Genomic DNA, 17,984 nt, shown 5'->3' with positions numbered 1-17,984 from the left:
TAATTGCCATCTTCTTTATAACATTTTTCTATTAAGTATGCTTCAGGAGAAGCTTATTGTCTTTTGTTTTAATCTTTATTAACTCAAAAACTTAGAAAAATGAGTACACAAAAATTTGCAACCAAAGCGTTGCACGCAGGTCATGACGTTAGTCAAAATGGAGGAACAAGGGCCGTTCCTATTTATCAATCTACAGCATACGTTTTCGATGATTCTGATGATGCCGCAGGACGATTTAATCTATCGGTTCCGGGATTCATCTACACCCGTCTCAACAACCCAACAAATGACGTATTAGAGCAAAGACTCACTGCCTTAGAAGGTGGTTTGGCAGCGGTAGTTACCGCCTCTGGTGCATCGGCAATTGCCACAACCTTATTGACCTTATTACGAGCTGGAGACCACATCGTGGCTTCTAATAGTTTGTATGGTGGTACCTATAACTTGTTGAGTGTAACACTGCCAAGACATGGGGTCACCACAACATTTGTCGATCCTTCTGATCCTGCAAATTTTGCTAAGGCAGCTCAAGAAAACACGAGAGCTATTTTTATAGAATCTCTTGGAAATCCAAAATTAGACGTTTTGGATATTGAGGGAATTGCTAAAGAAGCCAAAGCACATAAAGTGCCCTTAATTGTAGATAATACAGTGGCAACACCATCGTTATTGAACCCTATCGAGTATGGGGCCAACATCGTCATCCATTCTTTAACCAAATACATTAATGGAAACGGAACCTCGCTTGGGGGAGTTATTATTGATGCAGGCACCTTTGATTGGACCAATGGTAAATTCCCAGAGTTTACAGAGCCTTCACCAGGATACCATGGGCTTGTATATAGCGAAGCTCTAGAAGCTGCAGCATTTATTGCAAAAGTGCGTATCGAAGGGCTACGGGATTATGGCAGTGCCTTGAGTCCGTTTAACGCCTTTCAAATCATTCAAGGTTTAGAGACCTTAGAGGTACGTATCAAAAAACATAGCGAAAATGCACTAGAATTGGCGACATGGCTACAAGATCAAAAAGAAGTGACTTGGGTCAATTATCCAGGATTAGAAAGCAGTAAATACAAGAAGTTGGCAGATAAGTACTTGCCAAAAGGTCAAAGTGGTATCGTCACTTTTGGTGTTAAAGGCGGGTATGAGTCTGCTAAGAAGTTGGTAGATAGTACCAAAGTGTTTTCCCTTTTAGCCAATATTGGTGATACAAAATCATTGATCATACACCCAGCAAGTACCACCCATCAACAGTTGAGCGATGAGGCGCAAGAGAGCACCGGCGTGACCAAGGATTTAATAAGACTTTCCGTAGGCATAGAAAATATTGAGGATCTTAAACACGATTTAAAAGAGGCTTTTGCCACCATAGATAGCAAAGCCCTAGTATCATAGATCTCTCGATTAATAGCGAGAAGTTGTCACGGCGCTCATTTTTATCAGTGAGTGCTGTGACTTTACTTCAAAATGCAAACGAACCATGAAGCAATTAGAATATATTACCATTAAAAATTTTAAGACCAAAACTGGTTTTGAAACGCCCATACATTTATCTTATGAAATCTTCGGAAAACCGCTACATACGGCACCGATTGTACTTGTGATTCATGCCTTGACCGGAAATTCTAATATCTGCGGAAATGAGGGCTGGTGGAAAGATTTAATAGGAAACGACAAATGCATCGATACAGAGCATTATACGGTTTTGGCATTTAATATTCCTGGCAACGGCTATGAAGATGATGCTTCAAGACTGATTGAAAATTATAAGGCATTTTCCGCAATTGACATTGCTGAAATTTTCGCTTTTGGGATGGATTATCTCAATATTAAATCCCTATTTGCAGCCATTGGAGGTTCTGTTGGTGGCGGAATTGCTTGGGAGTTGGCAGCTTTACGTCCAAATCTTATTGAACATTTGATTCCCGTAGCAACCGATTGGAAGTCTACAGACTGGGTCATTGCCAATTGTCATATCCAAGATGCAATATTAAATCATTCTCAAAAGCCATTATATGATGCCAGACTTCATGCCATGACCTTGTATCGCACACCAGAATCTTTTAAACAGAAATTTCAAAGAACCGAAAGAGAAACGGGGCTTTTCAACGTAGAAAGTTGGTTAAGTCATCATGGTCAAGTACTCGAGCATCGTTTTCAGCTTGCTGCCTATAAGTTCATGAACCAGATTTTAAGAACTATTGATATTACTAGAAATAGAGGTAGCTTTTTAGAAGTGGCCTCAAACATTTCATCCCATATTCACTTTGTCACTATAAATTCGGATGTTTTCTTTAAACCAGAAGAAAATTGGAATGCTTATGTAGAGCTAAAATCAGAAAAGGACAATGTCTCTATTTCCGAAATCAAATCAGTTCATGGTCATGATGCCTTTTTAATAGAGTTCAACCAATTATCAGCCTTTTTAAAACCCATTTTCAATACCCTAAAAACCGACACGAGAAGTGAAGACCATACATATAGTTCTATTCGGAATTGGTAACGTCGGCAGCACGCTTATTAATCAAATTAACGCTGCCAAAGAACGATTGAAACAATATAAAGATATCGAATTGCACCTTCCCGTCATTGCAAATTCTAAGCTTGTCTTTACCTCTGAGAATGGGGTCGATTCAAATTGGCAAAGTAACTTTGAACAATTTTCGGTTCCTTTTAAGATAGAAGATGTTATTCGCTACGTTAAAGAGAAAAATTTCAAGAACCTAATTGCAGTTGATGCTACGGCAAGCGCTCAATTTGTTGAGAATTATATTCCCTTAATCGAAAACGGCTTTCACTTGGTTTCTGCCAATAAAATGGCAAATACCTTACCGCTAGAAGAATATCAGGCATTACGGTCTGCTTTAAAAAAGTATCAAAAAACATATTTGTATGAAACCAATGTTGGTGCAGGTTTACCTGTAATCGAAACCATTCAAAGTTTATATGCTTCTGGAGAAAAAATACATAAGATTCGTGGTGTGTTTTCTGGATCGTTAAGTTATATTTTCAATGCATTTTCTTCGGAAGAGGATGCGTTTTCTTCCATTTTAAATAAGGCCTCAGATTTAGGATTGACCGAGCCAGATGCTAGAGAGGATTTATCAGGAAAGGATGTGGCTCGAAAACTGCTTATTTTAGCTAGAGAGTTAGAATTTCAATCCAATTTTGAAGATGTCAAAATACAATCCTTAATTCCAAAACAACTCAATGGAAAAACCACAGCAGTACAGTTTCAAAGTAGAGTTCGTGAATTGGATGGGTATTTCCAAAATCTTAAAGATGAGCAGTCAAAAGATACCGTGCTAAGGTATGTTGGAGAGTTAAACACAGAGACTAAGGAACTTGAGGTCAAGTTGATTTCCGAAGCAAAAACATCATCCATTGGTCAATTGAAGGGCTCTGATGCTATTTTTGAGATCTTTACAGAGTCTTATGGTGCGCATCCAATAGTCATTCAAGGTGCTGGCGCAGGAAACCAGGTCACTGCAAGGGGGTTATTGTCTGATATTGTTAAAATATGTTGCTAATTATAAAACCAAACTATGAGTCATCATTTTGAAACAGACGCGATAAGACAACAAATGGAACGATCTCCTTATTTGGAGCATTCTGTACCGTTGTACCTCACGTCTAGTTTCGTTTTTGAGGATGCTGAAGATATGCGCGCCTCATTTGCAGAAGAAAAAGAACGAAATCTATACGGTAGATATTCCAATCCCAATACATCAGAATTTATACAAAAAATTGTGACTATGGAAGGTGCAGAAGAGGGGTACGCTTTTGCCACAGGAATGTCTGCAATTTTCTCCACATTTGCAGCGCTGTTAAATGCTGGAGATCATGTAGTGTCTTGTAATTCTGTATTTGGTTCTACACACGGATTGTTTGCTAATTATTTTCCGAAATGGAATATTGAAACAAGTTATTTTAAGGTCAATCAAGTTGATAAAATTGAGAGTTTAATTCAGCCTAACACCAAAATTTTATATGCAGAGTCACCAACAAATCCCGCCGTAGATATTTTGGATCTGGAGTTGTTGGGTAAAATTGCTAAAAAACATAATTTGCTCTTTATAGTTGATAATTGTTTTGCTACGCCCTATCTTCAAAATCCTATTAAATTTGGAGCTGATTTGGTAATTCATTCCGCTACAAAATTAATGGATGGCCAAGGTAGAGTGCTAGGTGGCGTTACGGTTGGTAAAGCCGATTTGATTCGACAGATTTATCTGTTTTCCAGAATTACAGGGCCTGCCATGTCGCCATTTAATGCATGGGTATTGTCCAAAAGTTTAGAAACCTTATCTGTGAGAGTAGATAGACATTGTGAAAATGCCTTGAAGGTCGCTGAGTTTTTAGAACAGCATGACAGCGTTAACTTCGTGAAATACCCGTTTTTAAAGTCGCACCCACAATATGAGATGGCTAAAAAACAAATGAAACTGGGTGGTAACATTGTGGCTTTTGAAGTTAAAGGCGGTATAGATGCTGGAAGAAAATTTTTAGACAGTATCAAACTATGCTCCTTATCTGCAAATTTGGGAGATACAAGAACCATTGTAACGCATCCTGCTTCTACAACCCACAGTAAGTTATTAGAATCAGAACGTATGGAAACGGGGATTTCTGATGGGATGGTTAGAATTTCTGTTGGATTGGAAAACGTCAACGACATAATCAAAGATTTAAAACAGGCACTACACTAATGGCCAATATTATAGAAGAAATACAGAAACGAATTTTAGTGCTCGATGGCGCCATGGGTACCATGTTGCAGCGCTATAATTTTTCTGAAGAAGATTTTAGAGGAGACCGCTTTAAGGAGTATCCTACCTCTTTAAAAGGCAATAATGACTTATTGTCTTTAACTCAGCCGCAGGCTATTGCAGATGTGCATCGTAAATATTTTGAGGCTGGAGCAGATATTGTAGAGACCAATACCTTTTCTGGGACCACCATTGCTATGGCAGATTATAACATGGAAGATTTGGTTTATGAGCTTAATTTTGAATCGGCTAAAATTGCAAAGCAGGTTGCAGATCAATTTACAAAAGCAAATCCCGACAAGCCGAGATTTGTAGCAGGCAGTATAGGTCCCACTAACAAGACGGCCAGCATGTCTCCAGATGTGAATCGTCCAGAATACCGTGCCATTACCTTTGAAGAATTACGCCAAGCTTATAAATTACAAGTTGAAGCACTTATTGACGGTGGTGTTGACGTGTTGCTTGTAGAGACTATTTTTGATACGCTTAACGCTAAAGCCGCTCTTTTTGCAATCGAAGAAGTGAAAGAGCAGCGTAACATCGATGTCCCAATCATGGTTTCTGGTACCATAACCGATGCGTCAGGCCGCACCTTGTCTGGTCAAACCGTTGAGGCCTTTTTAGCCTCAATTTCACATATTCCTTTGTTGAGCGTTGGTTTTAACTGTGCTTTAGGAGCAGAGCAATTGCAGCCTTACTTAAGGCGCCTAGCTTTTGAAACTGGATTTTACACGTCTGCCCATCCTAATGCAGGGTTGCCAAATGCGTTTGGAGAATACGATCAATCTGCAAAAGAAATGGAAGTTCTCGTTGAGAATTACTTAAAAGAGGGTTTGATCAATATCATTGGAGGTTGCTGCGGTACCACTCCAGAGCACATAAAGGCCATTGCAAATGTGGCACAAAACTATAAACCAAGACAATCCCAAGTTTACGCAACATGATTGAAAGTGACTGTAAAAAATACCTCATCTTATCTGGATTAGAGCCTTTAGTGGTAACACCAGAAAGTAATTTTATAAACGTTGGCGAACGCACTAATGTTACAGGTTCAAGAAAGTTTTTGAGACTTATTAAAGAGGAGCAATTTGATGAAGCCTTATCGGTGGCAAGAGATCAAGTAGAAGGTGGCGCTCAAATTCTAGATGTCAATATGGATGAAGGCATGTTGGATGGGAAGTATGCCATGGTCAAATTTTTGAACCTCATTGCCTCTGAGCCAGATATTGCAAGAATTCCATTAATGATAGACAGCTCAAAGTGGGAAATCATTGAAGCAGGATTGCAAGTTGCCCAAGGAAAATGTGTTGTAAATTCCATCAGTTTAAAAGAAGGTGAAACCGAATTTAAGCGTCAGGCAAAATTGGTAAAACGCTATGGTGCAGCGGTTATTGTAATGGCCTTTGATGAGGTTGGACAAGCCGATACCTATCAAAGACGTATTGATATTTGTAAGCGCTCCTATTATATTTTGGTCAATGATGTTCAGTTTCCACCACAAGATATTATTTTCGATCCCAATATCTTTCCTATTGCCACGGGTATGGATGAGCACCGTCTTAATGCACTCGATTTTTTTAAGGCAACACAATGGATTCGTGAGAACTTACCTTATGCCAACGTTTCTGGAGGCGTAAGCAATGTGTCCTTTTCGTTTAGGGGCAATACGGTGGTGAGAGAGGCAATCAATTCTGCATTTTTATATCACGCCATCAAACATGGGATGACAATGGGTATTGTAAACCCAACCATGTTGGAAATTTATGATGAAATACCAAAAGATCTTTTACAGCACGTTGAAGATGTGCTTTTTGATAGAAGTGATGATGCTACTGAAAAATTATTAGACTTTGCTGAGTCTCTTGTAGGGACGAGCAATAATCCCTCACAAAGCAATCAAGAGCGCATTGCCTCTGCAAACGCGTGGCGAAAAGACCCGTTACAACAAAGAATTACCCATGCGTTAGTGAAAGGCATTGATGAGTTTATTATTGAAGATGTTGAAGAGGCACGGTTACAGGCAAACAAACCTATTGAAGTCATCGAGGGGAATTTAATGATTGGGATGAACGTTGTGGGTGATTTGTTTGGAAGCGGAAAAATGTTTTTGCCCCAAGTAGTAAAATCTGCCAGGGTCATGAAGAGAGCGGTAGCTTACTTGCAGCCCTTTATTGAGGCCGAAAAAGATGGTAAGCAAGAATTTTCTGGAAAAATACTCATGGCTACTGTAAAGGGAGATGTACATGATATTGGTAAAAATATTGTGAGTGTAGTTCTAGGTTGTAACAACTACGAAATTATTGATTTAGGTGTCATGGTGCCACCTGAAAAAATAGTAGAAACAGCCATAAGAGAAAATGTAGATATTATTGGTTTAAGTGGATTGATCACACCGTCTTTAGATGAAATGGTCTACCTCTCCAAATCTCTAGAGAGAGAACAAGTCAATATTCCATTGATTATTGGCGGAGCTACAACATCACGCGCGCATACTTCGGTTAAGATTGCGCCCAATTATAGCCATACAGTGGTTCATATTAATGACGCCTCTAGAGCTGTTACGGTAGTTGGTGAGCTTTTGAATAAGGATAATAAGATTTATAAGGCTCAAATACGGGAAGATTATGATAAGTTTAGAGCGCAATTTTTAAAACGAGGCAAACAGAAAGATTACATAAGCATAGAAGAGGCCCGTAAGTCTAAATTTAAAATAGATTGGACCACTACGGAAATCGTCAAACCAGCAGCATTAGGGATTCAAGTTATTGAAGATTTTGATCTCAAGACCTTGGAAGATTTTATTGATTGGAGTCCATTCTTTAGAAGTTGGGATCTTCATGGAAGATATCCTGATATTTTAACAGATGAGGTTGTTGGGGAACAAGCAACAGATTTATTTAAAGATGCGAAAGTCTTATTGAAACGTATTTTTGATGAAAAATTACTGACGGCAAAAGCTGTTTTTGGACTGTTTCCTGCAAATACGGTTAATGACGATGATATTGAAGTTACAGTTGCACCGCATTCTAGTGTTACCGATCAAAAGACTTATAAGTTTTTAACGCTACGCCAACAGCTTCAAAAACGTAAGAATGTACCAAATATGGCCTTAGCCGATTTTATAGCACCAAAAGACAAGAACCTACAAGATTACATGGGGGCTTTTTGCGTCACGACAGGATTTGGAACTCAAGAACTTGCGCAACAGTTTGAGGCCGATCATGATGACTATAACTCGATTATGATTAAGGCCTTGGCCGATCGTTTAGCAGAAGCTTTTGCTGAATATTTGCACAAGCAAGTAAGAACTAAGCATTGGGGTTATGCTAAAAATGAAACCTTGTCAAATGCCGATTTAATCAAGGAAAGCTATAAGGGAATTCGTCCGGCGCCAGGATATCCTGCATGTCCAGATCACTTAGAAAAAACGACGATTTGGAAACTTTTAAACGTAGAAGAGCGTATTGGTGTGAAACTTACAGAAAGTTTGGCCATGTGGCCAGCCGCAAGCGTAAGCGGTTGTTATTTTGCACATCCTGAAGCAAAATATTTTGGATTGGGAAAAATCACCGAAGACCAACTAAAAGATTACGCAAAACGAAGAGGTGTCTCTAATGAAGAGGCCGAGAAATGGTTGAGCCCTAATTTGGCCAATTAATTTAAAAAAGAATCAGTATCACGTGGCTTTATTGAGCTTTGTAGGTGATAGCGTAAGGGCTCCCTGCTATAAGAAGTTTATCGGCCTAGCTTTAGAAAGCGCCATTAGATACTAAAAAATAATTTCCACCAGTGTGGGACATCTATATGAAAGTAACAGAACACATAAAAAACGGAAACGGAAAGACGCAATTTTCGTTCGAGATTTTACCGCCTTTAAAAGGCCAGCATATCCAGTCTATTTTTGATAATATTGATCCTTTGATGGAATTTAATCCACCTTTTATTGATGTGACCTACCATCGGGAGGAATATGTTTATAAACAATTAGATAATGGTTTGCTTAAAAAGCAAGTGGTGAAGAAGCGCCCGGGAACGGTTGGAATTTGTGCGGCCATTCAAAACAAATATGATGTAGATGCCATCCCTCACATTTTGTGTGGCGGCTTTTCTAAAGAGGACACTGAGAATTTCTTGATTGATCTTGATTTTTTGGGCATTGATAACGTTATGGCATTAAGAGGTGATGCTGTTAAAACTGAAACCTATTTTAAAGCAGAAAAAGATGGTCATACCTATGCCAATGAATTGGTTGGGCAAATCCATGACTTGAATCACGGTGTTTATTTAGATGAAGAGTTGCAAAACTGTTGTGAAACTAATTTTTGCATTGGGGTTGGAGCTTATCCTGAAAAACACATGGAGGCACCAAATTTAGAAAGCGACCTACATTTTTTGAAGAAAAAAATAAAAAATGGTGCAGAGTATATTGTCACCCAGATGTTTTTTGACAATGCCAAGTATTTTGAATTTGTAAAAAAATGCAGAGCTGCCGGTATTGAGGTGCCTATTATTCCGGGATTAAAGCCTATTGCCACTAAAAAACAATTGAATATGCTACCGCACCGTTTTCACGTTGATCTGCCAGAAGATTTAATTATTGCGGTAGTAAAATGTAAGGACAACAAACAGGTGAGAGAAGTGGGCGTAGAGTGGTGTATTGAGCAATCCAAAGAACTGCAGAAGGCGGGAATTCCTGTATTGCATTATTATTCTATGGGTAAAAGTGACAATATTAAATCGGTTGCATCGCAGCTATTTTGAATATTCTTCTATTTTTGTGGTCTAAACTCATTTGATGAAGCATGTTGTTGCGTTTTGCATTGGCTTATTGAGCCTTGCTTCGTTTTCTCAAGAAGAGGATCCTAATTTGTTCAGCATTGATGCCAGTTATTTCTACGGCACCATCTTAGAGCATAATCCAGATATTTCTCATTTGATTACCGATCACCCTACAGGTTTTATGTTGAGCTATAACAAGAAAACTTACGGATTTAAAGATTGGGAGAGTCGGTTTAATTATCCAGATTGGGGCTTTTCATTTATTCATCAGGATATGAAAAACCCTTATCTTGGCGAAAACAGTGGTCTTTACGCCCATTTTAATTTTTACTTTTTTAAGCGCAACTTGAATTTCAGAATAGGTCAAGGGATCGCTTACGCCACAAGTCCTTACGATAAGGAAGAAAACTTTATCAATAATGCTTATGGTAGCCATTTGTTAAGTTCCACGTATATCATGTTTAATTATAAGAAAGAAAACATCTATAAGGGCTTTGGTCTTCATGGCGGCATTTCAATCATACATTATAGCAATGCTAATTTTAAGGCACCTAATAGCTCAACCAATAGTTTTGTGTTTAATGTAGGAGCCAATTACTTGATAGATTACGATAAAGAACCTGATTATATCGCGTCTTCCGAAGACAAAAAATTTACCGAGCCCATCAAGTATAATTTTGTGTTTAGGGGAGGTGTTAATGAGAGCGACGTGATTGATACGGGGCAATATCCATTTTATAATTTTTCATTTTATGCAGATAAACGCATTAATCGAAAAAGCGCGCTCCAAGCGGGAACCGATGTGTTTTTTGCGACTTTCTTAAAGGAACTGATTTATTATTATTCTGTAGCCTTCCCAGAACTGGATGTGAGTGGTGATGAGGATTGGAAACGCGTAGGTGTTTTTGTGGGGCATGAATTGTTTATCAATAAATTATCCTTTATCACGCAATTGGGGTATTATGTGTATTATCCTTATGATTTTGAAGGTCGAGTGTACAATCGTATTGGTTTAAAACGCTATTTTGGAGATGATTTTTTTGGAGCGATAACGCTTAAATCTCATGGAGCAAAGGCAGAAGGGGTTGAATTTGGTATAGGAGTAAGGTTATGAAAAAGTTATTTTGTTCTGTCTTGTTTTTGGTCTTGTTGTCATGCAATGGAGAGCATGTACCCGATTGTTTTCAAAACGCTGGAGATGTCATTGAAAAAGATTTTGAAGTTGCTCCATTTACTGAGATTACGGTCTTTGAGCGGATGCAACTATTTGTAACCGATGCGCCAACCCAGAAGGTGACCGTTCAAACCGGGGAGTTTTTGATGAATGATGTAGAGGTTTTGGTAGAAGACGGCCGTCTTAAATTATATAATAATAATGCTTGTAATCTTACAAGAGATTACGGTCTTACAAAAGTATATGTTAGCGCTCCAAATCTTACTGAAATAAGAAACAGCTCTGGTCTTATGATGCAAAGTCAAGGTGTGTTAAGCTATCCCTCGCTTCGATTGATTTCCGAAGATGCTAGTGGGGAAGATGAGTTTCATACCGACGGTGATTTTAATGTTGAAATTGATTGTGATCAATTTCAAGTTGTAGTCAACAACCTGTCAACTACCTTTATTAAAGGTCAGGCCAACTCTGTTTTTTTAGGGTTCTTTTCTGGTGATGCCCGTTTTGAGGGCAGAGATTTTATAGCACAAAATGTAGATATCTTTCATAGAAGCAGCAATGATATGATCATCAATGCCCAACAAAGTTTAACTGGAGAAATTAGAAGTACAGGTGATGTGATTCTAGTGAATACTCCGCCAATTGTTGAGGTCGAGGCATTTTATACGGGGCAATTAATTTTCGAAGACTAAACTCTTACCCTGGTTATTCGGTAGCTTCTTTTTGGGTTTGATTAGTTGTGCTTGTCAATTCCCTAAATAAACTTTCTAAACTTGCATTCTTTTGGTTGAGTTGTAAGATCTTGAGCTGGTTGTCGTGAGCAAAATCAAACACGTGCGAGCGCATGTCAGACGTTGTTGCAAAGGTGATTTCATAAACGAAGTCGTGGGTGTTTTTGACGGTTGTAGCATTCGGTAATTTCAGTAAAAATGTATCTTCTACACGGTAATCAAATTCTACAATAACGGTTTGCACTTTATCGTCACGAAGATCTTTGAGCTTCTTATCGGCTACAATCTGTCCTTTATTAATGATGATCACTCGGTCACAAATAGCTTCTACCTCTTGCATAATATGCGTAGACAGAAATACCGTCTTGTCTTTACCAACTGTTTTGATCAAATGCCGAATATCTACCAATTGATTTGGATCTAATCCCGTTGTGGGTTCATCTAAAATAAGAACATCAGGATTGTGTAAAAGCGCATTGGCGAGTCCCACACGCTGTCTATATCCTTTAGAGAGTTGGCCAATTTTTTTATGCGCTTCTGGTTGTAAGCCTGTAAGTACAATAACCTCATCTACACGCGCTTTCGACGTATTGAAGATCCCTCTATTAAAGTTGAGATACTCTCTTACGTACATGTCTAAATAAAGTGGGTTGTGTTCTGGCAAATATCCCACACTCAACTGCACCTCTTTTTTTTGAGAGATAACATTACAGCCGTTAACCAAAGCCTTGCCTTCTGAAGCGTTGATGTACGTAGTCAAAATTTTCATGAGTGTTGACTTGCCAGCGCCATTAGGGCCCAAAAAACCAACGATTTCCCCTTTTTTGACAGAAAAAGAGACGCCGTCAAGAGCGCGTTGCTCACCGTAATGCTTAGATATGTTTTCTACTTCAATAGACATGCTTCATTGCTTTGTTCAAAAATAGCAATAAATCAAACCGATACTTTCTAGAAGCGGTAATTCTTTAAAAAAAGGCGTTCACAATTTTGATTTGAAGAAAATATGGTTACATTAGCAATTCGATTATAGTTATGAATTTGAATAGCGCACTATATTACAATTGGTTTTATTTCTTTTTTAGCAAAAGGAACGAGACCCTCTGTGTATAGTTTGCAAAACGTATATAATAGAAGTCTCGATATCCATCGGGACTTTTTTTTTGTATTTTTTTAATGCCAACTAAGACCTTAGCATAAATTTATGGAGTCAACCTTAAAAGTGCCAGAAGATAACAGTGCAAAACAAAGCAAGATGCATTTGTCAACCGCAGTCGCCATACAGGGGATCAAGGGATCTTTTCATCATATAGTGTCGCAACACTATTTTGACGCCGATGTTAAAATCATAGAATGTTTGTCTTTTGATAGCACCATAGAGGCTCTTTTGAAAAAGCAGTGCGATGTTGCCATTATTGCTTTAGAGAATTCTATTGCAGGCTCCATTATCCCAAACTATGCATTGATCAATGATCATAATTTGCAAATTGTTGGCGAGTATTATTTAGATATCCAACATCATTTAATGGCGTTGCCTCATCAGAAGATTACAGATATAACGGAGGTCTATTCACATCCCATGGCCTTGTTGCAGTGTAAAGCGTTTTTTAAAAACCATCCGCACATCAAGCTTATTGAAGATAAAGATACAGCAGAAGTGGCACAACGTATCCAAAGTCAAAAATTAACGCAGGTAGCGGCAATTGCATCACGTTTGGCTTCGGAAATTTTCGAACTAGAAATCTTAGCAGAAAGCATTCAAACCATCAAAACCAACGAAACCCGTTTTGTGGTTGTGAAACGTCAAGATGCCGAGGTGTCCCAAAATGACATTAATAAAGCCTCTTTAAAGTTTGAACTGGATCATAAACGCGGAAGTTTAGCCGCAATCTTAAACGTATTAAGTGATTGTAAGTTGAATTTAACTAAAATACAATCCCTACCAAAAATAGAGACTCCTTGGAAATATGCGTTCTTTGTTGATGTTACTTTTGACAATATTGCAGATTTCGAAAAGGCAAAATCAATTGTAACCCTAATGGCCACTGATTTTAAGATATTGGGAGCCTATAAAAGCGCAAGTTTATGATACAGGTTGCAGACCGTTTACAAAATGTAGAAGAATATTATTTCTCAAAAAAATTGAGAGAGGTCGCGATGCTGAAAGGTCAAGGTCGTCCAATTATCAACTTAGGAATTGGAAGTCCAGATTTACAGCCACCAGATCGAGTGCTTAACGCTATGGTTGAGGCCTTTGAGAACCCTGCAGTACACAAATATCAAAGTTACCAAGGCATACCAGAACTGCGTGAAGCTATGGCGCAGTTTTATAGAGATAATTTTAATGTGCACTTAAGTCCCTTGACAAATGTACTGCCCTTAATGGGAAGCAAGGAAGGGATTTTGCATATTTCTATGGCATTTTTAAATCCGGGTGATGAAGCCTTGATTCCCAATCCGGGGTATCCTACCTATGCTTCTGTGACCAAATTGGTTGGTGCAAAACCGGTGTATTATGATTTGACAGATGCTAATGCTTGGCAGCCCGATTTGTTGGCTCTTGAGAAAATGGATTTAAAAAAGGTCAAGGTCATGTGGATCAATTATCCGCACATGCCAACAGGAGCGGTAGCTACTACCAAATTGTTTGACGATTTGATTGCCTTTGCCAAGCGTAATGATATTTTGTTGGTCAATGACAATCCATATAGCTTTATTCTCAATCCTAACCCACGTAGCATCTTAAAATATGGTGGTGCAAAAGACGTTTGTCTTGAGTTAAATTCCTTAAGTAAGACCTTCAATATGGCAGGTTGGCGCGTAGGGATGGTTCTAGGAAAGCATGAGTTTATTGATGCGGTATTAAAGGTAAAGAGCAATATGGATTCTGGCATGTTTTATGGCATTCAAAAGGGAGCTATTGAGGCCTTACAATGCTCAAAAATTTGGTTTGCTAGCCTTAATAACGTGTATGAGGAACGCCGAAAAATTGTATGGAAAATAGCAGAAACGCTCAATTGTACTTACGATGAAAAGGCAACAGGCTTATTTGTATGGGCAAAACTGCCAGAGTATGTACAAGCTGAAGAGTACATTGATTTGATTTTAAAAGAACGCTCGGTATTTATAACTCCAGGGACTGTTTTTGGCAGTAATGGTAAAGGATATATTAGAATTTCCCTTTGCGCCAATACCGAAGATCTAGAAGAAGCTTTAGTACGATTGAAATAAAAGAGATTTAAACGGGAGACTATAGTTTTCCGAAGAAAATAAAGATGAAAAATATCTACGTAATAGGAATTGGATTAATTGGCGGCAGTTTGGCCTTAGATATTAAGGCGAACAATAACAGTGCTCAAGTTTATGGCATTGATACCAATGATGCGCATTTAAAAGAGGCTTTAGAGCTTAACATCATTGATAAAACGGCTACTTATGAAGATTTAAAAAATGCCGATTTCGTTATTTTATCTGTACCTGTAGATGTTGCGATAGTGGAGTTGCCAAAAATCTTGGATGCCATACATGATGATACGTTAATCATTGACGTGGGTTCTACAAAATTGCCAATATGCAATGCCATTAAGGACCATGAAAGAAGGCGCAATTTTCTTGCGGCACACCCCATTGCAGGAACCGAATTTTCAGGACCAAAGGCAGCTATCAATAATTTGTTTCAGAATAAAACGAACATCATTTGCGAGGTTGAAAAAACGGCATTCAAGTTACAGGAAAAAGCGTTGAAACTTTTTTCAGAATTAGGGATGCGTATTCGGTACATGAACCCTGAAGCACATGATAAGCATATAGCCTACGTTTCTCATTTGTCTCATATAAGTGCATTTATGTTAGGAAAAACGGTCATTGAAAAAGAAAAAAATGAGCGAGACATCTTTGACATGGCAGGCAGTGGTTTTGAGAGTACCGTGAGATTGGCAAAAAGTTCTCCAGCAATGTGGACTCCGATTTTTAAACAAAATCGTGAAAACGTGATTGAAACCTTAGATGAATATATCACAAACTTAAAACGGTTTAAAGGGTATATGGAGGCCGATGATTTTGATCAAATCTACAATGAGATGGAAAACACCAACCATATCAAAGATATTTTAAAGGGAATTCAATAATTAAGTAAATAGAAAAGTGAAATAAATTCTTGAACTAAATGTGGCTATTGCATTCCGTTTTTGAATAAGAAATTAAAAAAAGAGCTTATGGAAAATAAGAAAGAATTGAGAACATGGTTAGATGATTTTGGATTAGACCATCCTCTAGTTATCGCCGGGCCTTGTAGTGCAGAGACAGAAGCACAGGTTTTAAAAATTGCACACCAATTGAAGGATAGCGATGCTACCGTTTTAAGGGCAGGAATTTGGAAACCAAGAACGCGCCCAGGAAACTTTGAGGGTGTTGGTGCACTTGGTTTAAAATGGTTGCAGAAGGCCAAAGAAGAAACGGGAATGATGACCACCACAGAGGTTGCTAATGCAAATCATGTGGACTTGGCACTCAAACATGATATTGATATTTTATGGATCGGTGCGCGCACCACCGTAAGTCCTTTTATAGTTCAAGACATTGCAGATGCTTTAAAAGGGACTGATAAAACTGTCTTGATTAAAAATCCGGTAAATCCAGATTTAGCACTTTGGCTTGGGGCCGTAGAACGTTTTTATACTGCTGATGTTAAAAATTTAGGGGTGATTCATAGAGGATTCTCTACTTATGAAAAAACCAGATACCGTAACAATCCAGAATGGCAGATCGCTGTAGATTTACAAAATCGATTTCCAGATTTACCTTTAATTTTAGACCCCTCGCACATTGCAGGACGCAGGGACATTATTTTTGATCTTTGCCAAACAGCCTTAGATTTAAATTATGATGGGCTAATGGTAGAAACGCACTATGATCCAGATAATGCTTGGAGTGATGCTGCGCAACAGATCACACCAGAGACCTTGATTCAGTTCACAAAGGATTTAAAGATTAGAAAGGAAACGGCTGAAAGTGCAGAGTTTAATAACAAATTGAATACCATGCGTACACAAATTGATGTGATAGACCATCAATTGATAGATATGTTGGGTAAGCGTATGACTGTTGCAGAAAGTATTGGAGCACTTAAAAAATCTAAAAATGTTGCGGTATTACAAACAAAACGATGGAATGAAATCTTGGGTAAAATGATTTTACAAGGAGAAGAAAAGAATCTGAGTGAAGAATTTATCTTAAGAGTCTTCAAGGCCATCCACCAAGAATCTATAAATCATCAAGAGAAGGTGATCAATAAATAATTATAAGAGCCTCATTGATTTGAGGCTTTTTTTATAGTTTACTCAATGAGAATACCTGTTGGCTCATTTCTGGTTTTAAATAAAGGTTCTTTCGCTTAGGTTTGATTCATAATCAACACCTAGAAAATATGAAACCGTTTTTAATTTTAGTCTTATTAATTTCCACATCATTAAGTTTTGCACAACATGAGTTTTTGGGGCAAGTAAATAGTAGTGAAGGATCTTTGCCTTACACCAATATTGCAGTCAAACATTCTAATAAGGGAACTGTTTCTGACGAAGATGGTCAGTTTAGAATCAAATTGAAATCTACAGACACCTTGCTTGTGTCTCATCTAGGTTATGGCACAAAAGAAGTTGCTATAAACAATCTTAGAAATTTAGAAATTGTTTTAGACGACTTTGAGACCTTGACTGAAGTGGTTATCAATGGATATAGCTCAAAATCCAAATCCTGTCAATTATTATGTTACAGAACAGGTTGTGGTGTTTCTTCTGAAACAATTAATTATGATGTAGAAGTAGCCTTGATTGACGTCGTACTTTTTCCGAATCCATCAAAAACTGGTGTGTTTCGTGTAACAATGCCAAATGAGTTTTCAGAATTACAGGTTATAGTGGCAAGTTTATCAGGTCAAGTGATTTCCAAAAACAATTTTGAATTGTTGGAGCCTTCTTTTTTAGTCGACTTATCTGCTCAGCCAGCCGGAATATACTTAATTAGTATATTTCAAGATGGTCATAGGCTCGCTTCGAAAAAGGCGATTGTTATTTAAGGTTTAGAACGTTTAAAAATATAGCGTGTGATAAAAAGACCTTGGCCATCGTCTGTTCCACTATCATTTTTTACAGCACTAGTTGCAAAAGCTAGTTCCCAATCTTTTCAGATAAGGTGTTGATTTTTGATGGAATTACGGCCTCATTGACCACAATGTTTTGAAGCCTAATGCCTCCTAGGTTATAGAAATTGAGAAGTTTAGTTTCTTAAAAATCTTTAACCCTAATTTCATTGCGATTTGCTTTGTTTCGGGTGTTGTCATCTTCTGTTTGTTCTGAAGTGAATTCTTTGTAATCCCGCGTTTCATTAGAGGAGATCAATCTAGAACGTCCAAGTCCATTTGGAACTATAGATGCTACACTAGTGATGACCTTTTGCCCCACTTAGGCATTCATGATAAATGTAGAGGCTAACAAAAATGCCAAAAGTAAAACTGTTTTCATAGGTTTTACTTTTGATTTA

The 17,984-nt window shown here is 38.0% G+C and carries 15 protein-coding genes and 1 pseudogene; 14 read left to right on the top strand and 2 right to left on the bottom strand.

Annotated elements, in window-relative coordinates; genetic code table 11:
* The first annotated feature begins 99 nt into the window (after positions 1–99).
* The 9 genes from P176_RS0106590 (at position 100) to P176_RS0106550 (ending at position 11,411) form a co-directional block, all read left to right on the top strand.
* Positions 100–1,395, top strand: coding sequence for an O-acetylhomoserine aminocarboxypropyltransferase/cysteine synthase family protein (locus P176_RS0106590; protein WP_026753959.1), 1,296 nt, complete (start codon positions 100–102; stop codon positions 1,393–1,395).
* 85 nt (positions 1,396–1,480) lie between these two features.
* On the top strand, positions 1,481–2,503 hold the full coding sequence (locus P176_RS0106585; RefSeq protein WP_026753958.1) for an alpha/beta fold hydrolase: 1,023 nt from the start codon (positions 1,481–1,483) through the stop codon (positions 2,501–2,503).
* Entirely contained in the window at positions 2,466–3,530 is a 1,065-nt protein-coding gene (locus P176_RS0106580; RefSeq protein ID WP_026753957.1) for an aspartate kinase, read from the top strand. The genes P176_RS0106585 and P176_RS0106580 overlap by 38 nt, the downstream gene beginning before the upstream one ends.
* Positions 3,531–3,545: 15 nt before the next feature.
* On the top strand, positions 3,546–4,709 hold the full coding sequence (locus P176_RS0106575) for a PLP-dependent aspartate aminotransferase family protein (protein WP_026753956.1): 1,164 nt from the start codon (positions 3,546–3,548) through the stop codon (positions 4,707–4,709).
* The gene (locus tag P176_RS0106570) at positions 4,709–5,713 is read left to right on the top strand and encodes a homocysteine S-methyltransferase family protein (RefSeq protein WP_026753955.1); all 1,005 of its coding nucleotides are present in this window, start codon (positions 4,709–4,711) and stop codon (positions 5,711–5,713) included. The genes P176_RS0106575 and P176_RS0106570 overlap by 1 nt, the downstream gene beginning before the upstream one ends.
* On the top strand, positions 5,710–8,427 hold the full coding sequence (gene metH, locus P176_RS0106565; protein WP_026753954.1) for a methionine synthase: 2,718 nt from the start codon (positions 5,710–5,712) through the stop codon (positions 8,425–8,427). The genes P176_RS0106570 and metH overlap by 4 nt, the downstream gene beginning before the upstream one ends.
* Positions 8,428–8,573: 146 nt before the next feature.
* Positions 8,574–9,530, top strand: coding sequence for a methylenetetrahydrofolate reductase [NAD(P)H] (gene metF / locus P176_RS0106560; protein ID WP_026753953.1), 957 nt, complete (start codon positions 8,574–8,576; stop codon positions 9,528–9,530).
* A gap of 34 nt (positions 9,531–9,564) precedes the next feature.
* A complete protein-coding gene (locus P176_RS0106555; protein ID WP_026753952.1) occupies positions 9,565–10,662 on the top strand; it encodes an acyloxyacyl hydrolase in 1,098 nt (365 codons plus the stop codon).
* The gene (locus P176_RS0106550; protein ID WP_026753951.1) at positions 10,659–11,411 is read left to right on the top strand and encodes a head GIN domain-containing protein; all 753 of its coding nucleotides are present in this window, start codon (positions 10,659–10,661) and stop codon (positions 11,409–11,411) included. Before P176_RS0106555 ends, P176_RS0106550 begins: the two co-directional genes overlap by 4 nt.
* Positions 11,412–11,424: 13 nt before the next feature.
* Here the strand turns inward: P176_RS0106550 and gldA are convergent, their stop codons facing one another.
* Entirely contained in the window at positions 11,425–12,351 is a 927-nt protein-coding gene (gene gldA / locus P176_RS0106545; protein WP_026753950.1) for a gliding motility-associated ABC transporter ATP-binding subunit GldA, read from the bottom strand.
* A 357-nt stretch (positions 12,352–12,708) separates the two neighbouring features.
* Here gldA and P176_RS0106540 point away from each other — a divergent pair, with 357 nt between their 5' ends.
* From P176_RS0106540 to P176_RS0106520, 5 genes are all read left to right on the top strand, one after another.
* Complete coding sequence (locus P176_RS0106540) at positions 12,709–13,536, top strand: prephenate dehydratase (RefSeq protein ID WP_026753949.1); 828 nt, start codon at positions 12,709–12,711, stop codon at positions 13,534–13,536.
* A complete protein-coding gene (locus P176_RS0106535; protein ID WP_026753948.1) occupies positions 13,533–14,678 on the top strand; it encodes a pyridoxal phosphate-dependent aminotransferase in 1,146 nt (381 codons plus the stop codon). The genes P176_RS0106540 and P176_RS0106535 overlap by 4 nt, the downstream gene beginning before the upstream one ends.
* Before the next feature lie 44 nt (positions 14,679–14,722).
* Positions 14,723–15,574 carry a prephenate dehydrogenase gene (locus P176_RS0106530; RefSeq protein ID WP_026753947.1) on the top strand — a complete coding sequence of 284 codons (852 nt, stop codon included), beginning with the start codon at positions 14,723–14,725 and terminating at the stop codon, positions 15,572–15,574.
* A gap of 87 nt (positions 15,575–15,661) precedes the next feature.
* A complete protein-coding gene (locus P176_RS0106525; RefSeq protein ID WP_026753946.1) occupies positions 15,662–16,744 on the top strand; it encodes a bifunctional 3-deoxy-7-phosphoheptulonate synthase/chorismate mutase type II in 1,083 nt (360 codons plus the stop codon).
* Between the two features lie 128 nt (positions 16,745–16,872).
* Positions 16,873–17,520: a carboxypeptidase-like regulatory domain-containing protein gene (locus tag P176_RS0106520; RefSeq protein ID WP_026753945.1), complete on the top strand. Its 648-nt coding sequence runs from the start codon at positions 16,873–16,875 to the stop codon at positions 17,518–17,520.
* Here P176_RS0106520 and P176_RS20670 read toward each other — a convergent pair.
* A pseudogene (locus tag P176_RS20670) lies at positions 17,517–17,905 on the bottom strand (hypothetical protein). The gene P176_RS0106520 and the pseudogene P176_RS20670 overlap by 4 nt on opposite strands.
* Between the last annotated feature and the right edge of the window lie 79 nt (positions 17,906–17,984).

Origin of the sequence: Sediminibacter sp. Hel_I_10 (assembly GCF_000688335.1) — a bacterium.
GTDB lineage: Bacteria > Bacteroidota > Bacteroidia > Flavobacteriales > Flavobacteriaceae > Psychroserpens.
This window is presented reverse-complemented; position numbering and strand designations above follow the sequence as displayed.

What these genes read in the sequence shown, in the direction of transcription:
- P176_RS0106590 (WP_026753959.1), top strand. Translation starts at nt 100, where the DNA reads ATGAGTACACAAAAATTTGCAACCAAAGCGTTGCACGCAGGTCATGAC.
- P176_RS0106585 (WP_026753958.1), top strand. Translation starts at nt 1,481, where the DNA reads ATGAAGCAATTAGAATATATTACCATTAAAAATTTTAAGACCAAAACT.
- P176_RS0106575 (WP_026753956.1), top strand. Translation starts at nt 3,546, where the DNA reads ATGAGTCATCATTTTGAAACAGACGCGATAAGACAACAAATGGAACGA.
- P176_RS0106570 (WP_026753955.1), top strand. Translation starts at nt 4,709, where the DNA reads ATGGCCAATATTATAGAAGAAATACAGAAACGAATTTTAGTGCTCGAT.
- metH (WP_026753954.1), top strand. Translation starts at nt 5,710, where the DNA reads ATGATTGAAAGTGACTGTAAAAAATACCTCATCTTATCTGGATTAGAG.
- metF (WP_026753953.1), top strand. Translation starts at nt 8,574, where the DNA reads ATGAAAGTAACAGAACACATAAAAAACGGAAACGGAAAGACGCAATTT.
- P176_RS0106555 (WP_026753952.1), top strand. Translation starts at nt 9,565, where the DNA reads ATGAAGCATGTTGTTGCGTTTTGCATTGGCTTATTGAGCCTTGCTTCG.
- P176_RS0106550 (WP_026753951.1), top strand. Translation starts at nt 10,659, where the DNA reads ATGAAAAAGTTATTTTGTTCTGTCTTGTTTTTGGTCTTGTTGTCATGC.
- gldA (WP_026753950.1), bottom strand. Translation starts at nt 12,351, where the DNA reads ATGTCTATTGAAGTAGAAAACATATCTAAGCATTACGGTGAGCAACGC.
- P176_RS0106535 (WP_026753948.1), top strand. Translation starts at nt 13,533, where the DNA reads ATGATACAGGTTGCAGACCGTTTACAAAATGTAGAAGAATATTATTTC.
- P176_RS0106530 (WP_026753947.1), top strand. Translation starts at nt 14,723, where the DNA reads ATGAAAAATATCTACGTAATAGGAATTGGATTAATTGGCGGCAGTTTG.
- P176_RS0106525 (WP_026753946.1), top strand. Translation starts at nt 15,662, where the DNA reads ATGGAAAATAAGAAAGAATTGAGAACATGGTTAGATGATTTTGGATTA.
- P176_RS0106520 (WP_026753945.1), top strand. Translation starts at nt 16,873, where the DNA reads ATGAAACCGTTTTTAATTTTAGTCTTATTAATTTCCACATCATTAAGT.